Source organism: Ensifer sp. ENS06, assembly GCF_014852205.1.
Classification (GTDB): Bacteria; Pseudomonadota; Alphaproteobacteria; order Rhizobiales; family Rhizobiaceae; genus Ensifer; species Ensifer adhaerens.
In genome coordinates, this window is sequence record NZ_JACVBC010000003.1 from 137,416 (window position 1) to 148,840 (window position 11,425).

8 protein-coding genes are annotated in these 11,425 nt (G+C 63.4%); 4 read left to right on the plus strand and 4 right to left on the minus strand.

Annotated features, from left to right (window positions below):
* Nucleotides 1-34: 34 nt before the first annotated feature.
* The 3 genes from IB279_RS14225 to IB279_RS14235 are packed head-to-tail and all read right to left on the minus strand — an operon-like array spanning nt 35 to nt 3,009.
* Nucleotides 35-976 (minus strand): electron transfer flavoprotein subunit alpha/FixB family protein, encoded by a 942-nt coding sequence (locus IB279_RS14225; protein ID WP_060604533.1) that lies wholly within the window; start codon nt 974-976, stop codon nt 35-37.
* Entirely contained in the window at nt 973-1,725 is a 753-nt protein-coding gene (locus tag IB279_RS14230; RefSeq protein WP_060604530.1) for an electron transfer flavoprotein subunit beta/FixA family protein, read from the minus strand. Before IB279_RS14230 ends, IB279_RS14225 begins: the two co-directional genes overlap by 4 nt.
* A gap of 39 nt (nt 1,726-1,764) precedes the next feature.
* Nucleotides 1,765-3,009 carry an acyl-CoA dehydrogenase family protein gene (locus tag IB279_RS14235; RefSeq protein ID WP_060604527.1) on the minus strand — a complete coding sequence of 415 codons (1,245 nt, stop codon included), beginning with the start codon at nt 3,007-3,009 and terminating at the stop codon, nt 1,765-1,767.
* Nucleotides 3,010-3,429: 420 nt separating this feature from the next.
* On the opposite strand from IB279_RS14235, the gene IB279_RS14240 reads away from it, so the two are divergent.
* Complete coding sequence (locus tag IB279_RS14240) at nt 3,430-5,124, plus strand: amidohydrolase (protein ID WP_210207571.1); 1,695 nt, start codon at nt 3,430-3,432, stop codon at nt 5,122-5,124.
* 212 nt (nt 5,125-5,336) lie between these two features.
* Here IB279_RS14240 and selD read toward each other — a convergent pair whose 3' ends face one another.
* Nucleotides 5,337-6,383 carry a selenide, water dikinase SelD gene (selD, locus tag IB279_RS14245; protein ID WP_309142284.1) on the minus strand — a complete coding sequence of 349 codons (1,047 nt, stop codon included), beginning with the start codon at nt 6,381-6,383 and terminating at the stop codon, nt 5,337-5,339.
* A gap of 194 nt (nt 6,384-6,577) precedes the next feature.
* Between selD and fdnG the strand changes: the two genes are divergently transcribed.
* From fdnG to IB279_RS14260, 3 genes are read left to right on the plus strand one after another with little or no spacing between them, the layout of a single operon-like run.
* The gene (gene fdnG, locus IB279_RS14250; protein ID WP_192339311.1) at nt 6,578-9,664 is read left to right on the plus strand and encodes a formate dehydrogenase-N subunit alpha; all 3,087 of its coding nucleotides are present in this window, start codon (nt 6,578-6,580) and stop codon (nt 9,662-9,664) included.
* Nucleotides 9,661-10,647, plus strand: a complete 987-nt coding sequence (fdxH, locus tag IB279_RS14255; RefSeq protein ID WP_089042973.1) for a formate dehydrogenase subunit beta — start codon at nt 9,661-9,663, stop codon at nt 10,645-10,647. The genes fdnG and fdxH overlap by 4 nt, the downstream gene beginning before the upstream one ends.
* Nucleotides 10,647-11,336: a formate dehydrogenase subunit gamma gene (locus IB279_RS14260; RefSeq protein WP_060604524.1), complete on the plus strand. Its 690-nt coding sequence runs from the start codon at nt 10,647-10,649 to the stop codon at nt 11,334-11,336. Before fdxH ends, IB279_RS14260 begins: the two co-directional genes overlap by 1 nt.
* The last annotated feature ends 89 nt before the right edge of the window (nt 11,337-11,425 follow it).

The window sequence follows — 11,425 nt, forward strand, 5'->3', positions numbered from 1 at the left end:
CCTCCCCGTTTGCCTCAGTGCCGATGCCACCTGCTCAAGTCGCGCTTGCGAGCGTCCCTTTCAACTCGGGAACCGCCTCGAAGAGATCGGCGACGAGACCATAATCGGCAACCTGGAAGATCGGTGCCTCCGCGTCTTTGTTGATCGCGACGATCACCTTCGAATCCTTCATGCCCGCCAGATGCTGAATCGCGCCGGAAATGCCGCAGGCGATGTAGAGGTCGGGAGCGACGATCTTGCCGGTCTGGCCGACCTGAAGGTCGTTCGAGACATAGCCGGCGTCAACGGCCGCGCGGCTCGCACCCAATGCCGCCCCCAGCGTGTCGGCGAGCGGCGCAAGCACCGTCTCGAAATTGTCTGCCGAGCCCATACCGCGCCCGCCGGACACGACGATGCGCGCCGAGGTCAGTTCGGGCCGCTCCGAAACCGCGAAAGCATTGGCGACGAATGTCGAACGGCAGGAGCCCGGCGCAACGTCGACTACCTCGATTGGCTTCGCCTTTCCCTGACCCACGGGTCGGAATGCCGACGCCCGGATCGTCAGAACGCGCTTCGGGTCTTTCGAGCGCACCGTCTGAACGATGTTGCCGGCGTAGATCGGACGGCGAAACAGGTCAGGACCATCGATCGCAATCGCGTCCGAGATCTGCATGACGTCGAGCAGTGCCGCGACGCGCGGCATCACGTTCTTGCCGGTCGAGGTGGATGCCGCGACGATGGCATCGTAGTTTCCCGACAAGGCGACGATCAAGTCGGCGAGCGGCTCGGCAAGTTGGTTGGCAAGGCTTTCCCCATCCGCGACCAGGACCCTGTAGACGCCGTCGAGACGGGCGGCAGCCAGGGCTGCGTCGTGACACCCCTTGCCCGCGACGAGCACGTGAACGTCATCGCCGAGGCAAAGCGCGGCGCTGACCGCCCTTGCCGTTGCCTCGCCCAGTTGCGCATTGCCGTGTTCGGCCAAGACAAGCACGCTCATGCCAGCACTCCCGCTTCCGTTTTCAACCGTTCTACAAGCTCCGCCACCGATTTCACCTTGATGCCGGCGGCCCTTGTCGGCGGCTCTTCGAGGCGGACGACTTCCAGGCGCTCCTCGATGACCAGGCCGTAGTCCGAAGGTTGCCTTTCCTCCAGCGGCTTCTTCTTGGCCTTCATGATGTTCGGCAGCGACGCGTAGCGCGGCTCATTCAGGCGCAGATCCGCCGTGACGATTGCCGGCAGGGCGAGCGCGATCGTCTGCGATCCGCCGTCGATCTCGCGAATGACGGTGGCGCGGTCGCGATCGACGGTGAGCTGCGAGGCAAAGGTCGCCTGCGGCCAACCGAGTTTTGCGGCCAGCATCTGTCCGGTCTGATTGCAATCATCGTCGACGGCCTGCTTCCCAAGAAGGATCAGGGCCGGCTGTTCTTCGCCGGCGACGGCGCTCAGCGCTTTGGCAACCGCCAGCGGTTCGGTCGTCGCCTCGGTCCGGACGAGGAGGCCGCGATCGGCCCCCATCGCCAGTGCGGTGCGTAATGTCTCCGTCGCCTTTTCAGGACCGACGGAAACGACGACCACCTCGGAGGCGATGCCCGCCTCCCTGAGACGGACCGCCTCTTCGACAGCGATCTCGTCGAACGGGTTCATCGTCATCTTGGCGGCGGCAAGGTCGAGACCGCTGCCATCCGCCCGTAGCCGCACCTTCACGTTCGGATCGACAACGCGCTTCACGGCGACCAATATCTTCATCCTTCGTCCTCCCTTGCCCGCCAACTCCTCCGACAGGTCCTAGTTTTCAGGGCCTGCGTATTTGCCGGCGGTTGCCGGGAACATGGTCTTGATGATCTTCATCCGGCTGACATCGACGGTCGCATCCATGTGCAGGAAGATGGCGGCATCGCGGAACAGCTTCTCGATGCCGAACTCCAGCATCGCGCCGTTGCCGCCATGCAGTTCCAGCGCGTGGGTCGCGACCTTCATGATCTCCTCCGAGGCGTAGACCTTGGCCATGTTGCAAAGAACATCCATGTCCGGATGCCCCTCGTCGACGGCCCTCGACGCCCGCTCGATCAGCGCGCGCACCGCCTCGATCCGGGTCGCCATGTCGGCGAGCCTGAGCGCCACCGCCTGGTGCTTGATGAGAATACGCCCGCCCTGCACATAGTTCTGGACATAGTCGGCCGTGCGCTCGAAGCAGGCGACGCCGACGCCGAGGTTCTTGGCCGCCTGGATGATCTTGCCGGCGCGGAAATACTGCCCGGCGCTGCCAAGGGCTGTGTTCTGGACGAGAAGGTGATCCGCCGGCACCCGGCAGTCTTCGAACACCAGCTCGCCGTTGTTCATGAAACGGCAGCCCATGGTCTCGTTGCATTTCGTCACCGTCAGGCCCGGCGTGTCGCGCGGCACGAGGAAACTCGAGGTTCCCTGCAGCATGCCGACGGAGGAGTCCGTATTGGCATAGACGACGTAGAGGCTCGCATCGAAGCCGTTCGAGATGAACTGTTTGCGGCCGTTGATCACCCAGTGCCCGTCCTTGAGCACGGCCTTCGTGTGCATCGCCGCCTCGGGCACATTGTAGGGTAGCCAGCGGTCCGAAGCGCCGCGCGGCTCGGTAAGGCAATGGGCCAGCAGGAACTGCGGGTCCGCCAGAAGGCGCGGAAACCACTTGTCCTGCAGGTGCCTTGGCGCGAATTCGCGCAGGAGGATCGAAACCTTCCAGTTCTGCACCAGCTTGTCGGCAAGGCCGGAGTCGCCACGAGCGATTTCTTCGGAGATCAGCGCGAAGGTTCTAACCTCCGTCTCGCGCTCCAGGTCGACGCCGCCATAGGCTTCCGGCACGCCGAGCGTGCGGACGCCGATCGTTTCGGCGCCCTCCAGGATCGAGCGCGGCAGCCGCTCACCCGGGCTCATGTCCCATTCGCGCTGCCAGTTCGATCGAATGAAAGGCGTCACCGCGTCGTCGACGAAGGCGCGGCAGCTGTCGCGCATCATTCGCTGTTCCTGGGACAGTGAGCCGTCATCGGCGTGGATCATTTCTCGCTCCCTTGGTTCTGATCTGGCGGGTTCCTCATCCTGCCGACAGATTGGTAGCTCGCCGTTCCGGTGGAGATGAGGTCCAACTGTGCTCTTTTGGTGGACTATCGTCCAATTCGGCGTGGACTTTCTGCGCGCCATCGGAAGCAAGTGATCGCCGGCCTTCGCCTCGCCGGCTCCACCTGCGATCGCAGTCTGGATCGGCAATCGCCGAAATCCTTGTCCTATTTTTAAGACGCTGTGGCTCGATTTCGGCGCCTACCGCCGGTTTGTAGCGTCCGTATCTTTTTTAGGCCCGCTATCTCAGGCGTGGCGAAGAGGCTCGGCCACCATCCGACGCCGCACCTGCCGGAGAAAGCAACGCGAACCACCCGCGCCCTCCGCCAGTTTGGTTTCACCGATCCTGTTGAGGAGAGTGCCTTGATCCGCCGGTTTTCGACCTTCTGCCTCGCCGCGGCACAGCTTGCCGTTTTCACGCAATCGTCCTTGGCAAACGATAGTGCCGACCTCGTGCTCAGAAACGGGACGATCGTCACCATGGACGAGGCTCGACCGGCGGCGGAAGCGCTCGCCGTTTCCGATGGCCGCATCGTGGCGGTCGGCAGCAACGAGGACATCGAGAACCTGGTGCGACCTGATACCGAGGTCCTGGACCTTGGCGGCCGCACGGTCATTCCCGGCCTTGTCGATACGCATATCCACGCGATCCGCGGCGGCCAGACTTATCCGTTCGAGACCTACTGGCATGACGAAACGAGCCTTGCGAGCGCGCTTGAAGCCTTGAAGACTGCGGCGCGGGATCGTGCCAGGGACCAGTGGGTCGCGGTCGTCGGCTCCTGGCATCCGGACCAGTTCGCCGAGCGCCGAGCGCCTGACGTCGCCGACCTCGACAAGACCCTCCCGCAGACGCCGGCCTATGTGCAATATCTCTACGACTACGCGCTCGTGAACACCAAGGGGATCGAACTGCTTGCTCTCGACAGCGCTGCGCCGAAGCTGCCGCCCGGCATCACGATCGAGCGCAACGAAGAAAGCCGCGCAACGGGCAGGCTCTTCGGCAACATCGGCTCGTTCAACGTGCTCTTCGGACAACTCAGTGCGATTGGAATGAACGAGCGCAAGGCGAACCTGCAGGTCTTCTTCTCGCATCTCAACGCGGTCGGCGTCACCGGCTTCATCGACCCTTCCGCTGGGCCGGCCACCGGCTACGAACCGTTCTTCGCCCTCCGGGACGAAGGCGGCCTGACACTGAGGGCCGGCTACCGCATTCCGGCGGCCCATCCCGGCAAAGAAGCCGAATGGTTCCGCGAAATCATGTCGTTCCGTCCCGCCGTCCACGACGACGGCACGCTGAGCTTCCTGGGTCTTGGCGAATCCCTGGTCTTTGCGATGAACGACGGCGTGCAGATGGGGCCGGGTTTCGCTCCGCCAAAGGAAGCGCGCGACGAACTCTTGAAAGTCGCGCAGTTCGCTGCGGAACGGCGTATCCCCATCGAGATCCACGCCTATACCGATGACGCCGCGAGCGCCATCCTCGACGTCTTCGAAGAGGTGCACAAGACGCACCCGCTCAACGACCTCCGGTGGTCGATCGCCCACCTCAACACCGGATCGGAACCCACCCTCGACCGGATGCAGAAGATGGGTCTCGCCTACACCGTCCAGATGGGTCCCTATTTCGAGGGGGCGGCCATCGCAGACGCCAATGGCACGGCTGTCGCAGCCGTTTCGCCACCGACGCGCCTTGCCATCGACAAGGGGTTGCTTGTCGCCGGCGGCACCGACTCCACACGCATCGGCGTCGCCGGCGTCTGGCAGGCGATAGAGTACCACCTGACGGGCCGTTCGCTTGGAGGCACGGTGCAGAAGGCGAGCGACCAGTTGCTCACGCGCGAAGAAGCGCTGCGGCTTTACACGCGAAACGCAGCATGGATCGCCTTTGCCGAGGAGGATCGCGGCACGCTTTCCGCAGGCAAGCTCGCCGATCTCGCAGTGCTCGACAAGCCCTACATGACGATGCCGGTCGACGAGATCGATACCATCCGATCGGTATTGACCCTGCTTGGCGGCAAGGTTGTGTACGATGCCGGCGCGCTCCGGTCTGCCGAGCAATAGCCGGGGTCAGAAGCGCACCCCAACCGTCACGCCGTGGCGAGATCGTGCCTCCGCATCCATCTTGTTGCGGCCGACACAGCCCGGCCGCAATACACCGATCATCGCCGGGACCAACCCGTCCCGACGAAAGACGTTGCGGCCACTCTGGTCGACGCGAGATTTGGCTTAGAGAGACGCAGCCAAGCTCGGCAGGGCCGGGTAAGCGCCAAAGGCTACGCGATCACCAATCCCGCCGGCCCGGCCACAGTTTCCCCGATCACCGCCGCGCCGAAACCGTGCTTGTCGAACAGGTCGAGCGCCGCCTGCGCGGTCGACCGGTCACAGGCGACGAGCAAGCCGCCGCTCGTTTGTGGATCGCAAAGCAGCGCCTTGTCGATCGCACCCATCTCGCGGGCAAAGGCCACGTCCTGCCCATAGCTTGCCCAGTTCCGCCCGGAGGCGCCGGTGACAAAACCGGCGGCAGCCAGATCGAAAGCACCTTCCAGAAGGGGAACGGCGGACCAGTCGACCCGGACCTGGCAGTTCGACCCGCGCGCCATTTCGAGCGCGTGGCCGGCAAGGCCAAAACCCGTCACGTCCGTCATGGCATGCACGCCGGAAAGCCGCGCGAGATCGGGTCCGGCCGTGTTGAGGCGCGTGGTGCTTTCGATCATCCTGATATAGCCGGCTTCATCGAGCGCGCCCTTTTTCAACGCCGCAGAAAAGATGCCGACGCCGAGCGGCTTGCCAAGGATCAGCACGTCACCCGGCTCGGCTCCGCTGTTGCGCTTGAGATGGGCCGGATCGACGAGGCCGATCGCGACGAGACCGTAGATCGGCTCGACGGAATCGATCGTGTGGCCGCCGGCGATCGGAATGCCGGCCGCCCGACAGGCCGCCGCCCCGCCGTCGAGGATGGCGCCAATGGTTTCCGTCGAGAGCACGTTGACCGGCATGCCGACCAGCGCCAGTGCGAAGATCGGCGTTCCGCCCATGGCGTAGATGTCGCTGATGGCATTCGTCGCGGCGATCCGGCCGAAATCGTGGGGGTCGTCGACAACAGGCATGAAGAAGTCCGTGGTGGCGACCACCGCCTGGTGATCGTTTAGGCGATAGACCGCTGCATCGTCCGAGGTCTCAATGCCGACCAGAAGTTCCGGCGGGACCGGCAGTTGTACCCGTCCGCGCAAAATGTCCTGAAGCACGCCCGGGGCGATCTTGCAGCCGCAGCCGCCGCCATGGGCAAGCGAGGTCAGGCGCGGTTCGGCAGAAGCGGAAATACTGCTCACGGTTGGAACTCCCTTCATACGGTTGCGTCAAAGGCGGCCCTGTCGCAGCTCGCGATCATGACCGATGATCCCGGGCAAGACCATGACTTTTCGGGGCAAATGCCATTCAATTCCTTCTTGACACCAGGGCCTTGAGGTTCGACCATCCCGGTAAGACCGATACGCATGGAAGAGGATGACCTCCAATGAACATCGATCTTTCCCGCCGCAGTTTCCTGAAGCTCGCTGGCGCAGGAGCCGCGGCCACCACGATCGGCGCCATGGGCTTCGGAGCGGCCGAGGCCGCAACAGCCGCCCATGTGCGTGCCTTCAAACTCGCAAGCACCACCGAGACCCGCAACGTCTGCACCTACTGTTCGGTCGCCTGCGGCATCCTGATGTATTCGAAGGGCGATCTTTCCGCCGGCGAGAAGGCGGAGCTCATCCATATCGAGGGCGATGCCGATCATCCGACCAACCGCGGGACGCTCTGTCCCAAGGGCGCGGCGCTCAAGGACTTCGTGAAGTCCGAGACCCGCGCCACGAAGCCGCGTCACCGCGCTCCGGGCGCCGACACCTGGCAGGACATCTCCTGGGAAGAGGCCTTCGACAAGATCGCCCGAGCGATCAAGGACGACCGCGACAAGAACTTCATCGAGAAGAACGCGGCCGGCGTGACCGTCAACCGCTGGACGACGATGGGCTTCCTTGCGGCGTCGGGCGGCACCAACGAGACGGGATGGCTGACCTACAAGACCGTGCGGTCTATGGGAGTCGTCGGCTTCGACAACCAGGCACGCGTCTGACACGGCCCCACGGTAGCCAGTTTGGCTCCAACATTTGGCCGCGGCGCAATGACGAACGCCTGGACCGACATCAAGAACACCGACCTCGTCATCGTCATGGGTGGCAACGCGGCCGAAGCTCATCCCTGCGGCTTCAAATGGGTGACGGAAGCCAAGCATCATCGCGGCGCCCGGCTGATCGTGGTCGATCCGCGCTTCAACCGCACGGCCTCGGTCGCCGACGTCTATGCGCCGATCCGCCCCGGCTCCGACATCGCCTTCCTGATGGGCGCGATCCGCTACTGCATCGAGAACGACAAGGTGCAGTGGGACTACGTCAAGAACTATACCAACGCCACCTACCTGGTGAACCCGGAGTTCGGCTGGGCCGATGGTCTCTTCACCGGCTATGACGAGGAGAAGCGCGACTACGATCGTACCGCCTGGGACTACCAGCTCAACGAGGACGGAACGGTCAAAACCGATCCGACTCTCACGGACTCGCGCTGTGTCTGGAACCTCCTAAAAGAGCATGTCGCGGTCTACACACCGGAATTCGTGGAAAATATCTGCGGCACGCCCAAGGATCGCTATCTGAAGATCTGCGAGATGATCGGCGCGACGTCGGCGCGCGACAAGGTGATGACCTCGCTCTACGCGCTCGGCTGGACGCAGCATTCGAAAGGCGCCCAGAACATCCGCGGCATGGCGATGCTGCAGCTCATCCTCGGCAATGTCGGCCTGCCGGGCGGTGGCGTCAACGCGCTGCGCGGTCACTCCAACATCCAAGGATTGACCGACATCGGCCTGCTTTCCAACTCCCTGCCGGGTTACATGAACCTCGCGACGGAAAAGGAGACGGACTACACCACCTACATGTCGACGCGCGGCAACAAGCCGCTCGTTCCCGGCCAGACAAGCTATTGGCAGAACACCCCCAAATTCATGGTCAGTTTCCTGAAGGCCATGTGGGGCAGCGCTGCCACGAAGGAAAACGACTGGGGCTTCGACTGGTTGCCGAAGCTCGATGTGCCCTATTACGACATCCTCAGGATGTTCGACATGATGAGCCGCGGCGAAGTGAACCTCTACTTCTGCCAGGGCTTCAACCCGCTTCTGTCCTTCCCCAATCGGGCGAAGCTGACCGAGGGTCTGTCGAAGCTGAAACTGCTCGTGACAATCGACCCGCTGCAGACCGAGACGGCGCATTTCTGGGAAAACCACGGTATCTACAACCAGGTGGACTCCGCCAAGATCATGACGGAGGTCTTGCAACTCCCGGCGACTTGCTTTGCCGAGGACGAGGGCGCCACTGTCAATTCGGGCCGCTGGCTGCAATGGCACTGGCCGGGGGCGACACCGCCTGGTGACGCCAAGCACGACACCTGGATCATGGCCAACATCTTCCTGCGAGTGCGTGAACTCTACCGCAAGGAAGGCGGGGTCTGTCCCGAGCCTATCCTGAACCTTGCCTGGGATTACAAGGACCCTTACGAGCCGGAACCGGCCGAGCTTGCCCAGGAGATGAACGGACGCGCGCTGCAGACGCTCTATGACCCGACCGATCCGACGAAGGTGCTGGTCGAGGCGGGCAAGCTCCTGCCGAACTTCGGCGTGATGCGTGACGACGGTTCCACCATGTCGGGCTGCTGGATCTATGCCGGGTCCTGGACGGAAGAAGGCAACATGATGGCCCGGCGCGACAACAGCGATCCGGGCGATGTCGGCACCTTCCTCAAATGGACCTTCGCCTGGCCGGCCAATCGCCGCATCCTCTACAATCGCGCGTCCTGCGATCTCCAGGGCAAACCCTGGGATCCGGCGCGTAAACTGATCGAATGGAACGGCGAGCGTTGGGCCGGCTTCGACGTTCCCGACATAGCGGTGACGGCAAAGCCCGAGGCGGTGATGCCGTTCATCATGACGCCGGAGGGCACCGCCCGCCTCTTTGCCCGCAAGCTGATGCGGGACGGGCCGTTCCCAACACATATGGAGCCGTTCGAAAGCCCGGTCGAAAATCCGTTCAACGCCAAACTTCGCGGCAATCCCGTCGCGCGCATCTTTCCAGGCGACCTGCAACAGCTGGGCACGAGCACCGACTTCCCCTTCGTTGCCACATCCTACCGCCTCACCGAGCATTTCCACTTCTGGACCAAGCACAGCCGGGTCAACGCCGTGCTGCAGCCGGAATTCTTCGTGGAGATCAGCGAGGAGCTGGCGGCTGAACGCGGCATCACCAAGGGCGGGCGGGTGCGCGTGTGGAGCGCACGTGGCGAGGTCTGGGCGAAGGCAGTGGTGACGAAGCGAATTCGTCCGCTGATCTGCAACGGCAAGCCGGTCCATGTGGTCGGCATTCCCTTGCACTGGGGCTTCATGGGTGCGGCCCGCAAGGGCTTCGGCCCGAACAGCCTCACCCCCTTCGTCGGCGACGCCAATATCGACACGCCGGAGTTCAAGGCCTTCCTGGTCAACATCGAACCGGCGGCGGAAGAAGGAGCTTCGGCATGAGCGAACGCGCACCGGAACCGGTAACGGCCGCCGCCAACCCGCCGCTGCAACCGCTGGCGTCGAACCTGTTGCCGAGCGACGTCGTCAAGGCTTCGGCAACAAGCAACGTGCCGGCACCCGAACGACAGCTGACCCCGGTCGCCAAGCTGATCGACGTGTCGAAATGCATCGGCTGCAAGGCCTGCCAGTCCGCCTGCATCGAATGGAACGACACCCATCCGGACCTGGAGGAAAATGTCGGCGTCTACGAGAACCCGCATGACCTGACGGCTGATATGTTCACGCTGATGCGGTTCACTGAATACGAGAACCCGGTTACCAACGAGTTCGAGTGGTTGATCCGCAAGGACGGCTGCATGCACTGCGCCGATCCCGGCTGTCTCAAGGCCTGCCCGGCACCGGGCGCCATAGTGCAATATTCCAACGGCATCGTCGATTTCATCTCCGACAACTGCATCGGCTGCGGCTATTGCATCGCCGGCTGCCCCTTCAACATTCCGCGCATATCGAAGACCGCGCATGTCTCGAAGAAATGCACGCTCTGTTCCGACCGCGTGGCCGTCGGCCAGGGCCCGGCCTGCGCCAAGGCCTGCCCGACCAAGGCGATCTCCTTTGGAACGAAGGAGGACATGGTCACGCTTGCCAACGAGCGCGTCGAGGACCTGAAGTCGCGCGGCTACGACCATGCCGGCCTCTACGACCCGCAAGGCGTCGGCGGAACGCATGTGATGTATGTGCTGCACCATGCCGACCAGCCCTCGCTTTATTCCGGGCTGCCGGACGATCCGCAGATTTCGCCGGTGGTGCGCGGCTGGAAGGGTCCGGCCAAAACCGTTGGTCTCGCCGTTGCCGGACTTGCCGCCGCCGGCGCCGTGCTGCACGGCATCTTCGCCCGGCCGAACGAGGTGACCGCCCATGAGGAAGGCGAGGCGGAGGAACTCGTCGAGGATCGCAACCGCCCGCAAGGCGGCAGGGAGGCGTGATGGCTGACAAACGTATCTATTCGGCCCCCGGCGACAGGATCGAGACGAAGCATCCGGTCACCGTCAATCGCTATCGTGGTTATACCCGTCTCAACCATTGGGTCACCGCCGCCTGCATGATCGTGCTTCTGATCTCCGGACTTTCCTTCTTCCACCCGTCGCTGTTTTTCTTGACCGGCCTCTTCGGCGGCGGCCAGACCACGCGATGGCTGCATCCGATCGTCGGACTTATCCTCGTCGCAAGCTTCCTCCTCCTGTTTGCGCAGATGTGGAAGCTCAATCTGCCGCGGCGCGAGGATGTGGAATGGAGCCGCAAGTTCGGTGATCTACTCCAGGGCAACGAAGAGAGCTTGCCCGAACTCGGAAAATACAATGCCGGCCAGAAGATGGTCTTCTGGGGCATGTCCGGTCTGATCGTCGTGCTCGTGACGACCGGCATCATGATCTGGGAGCAGTACTTCCCGGACCTCGTTTCCATCCCCGTTCGCCGCATCGCGGTCGCGGTGCATTCGCTGGCGGCGCTTTTCACGATCCTGATCTTCATCGTCCATGTCTATGCGGCAATCTGGACGCGCGGCACGATAAGGGCCATGACCCGCGGCACCGTCACCGGCGGCTGGGCCTTTCGGCATCATCGCAAATGGCTGCGCGAACTGGCTGGACGCCAGGGCTCCGACCCGTCAAAATGAAGGTCTCCTACAGCGCCGCGCGTCCTGTCAGGCGCGCAAAGGTCGCTGTAGCACCGTGAATGCTGCTTGATCCGGCGTCTCTGTCGGAT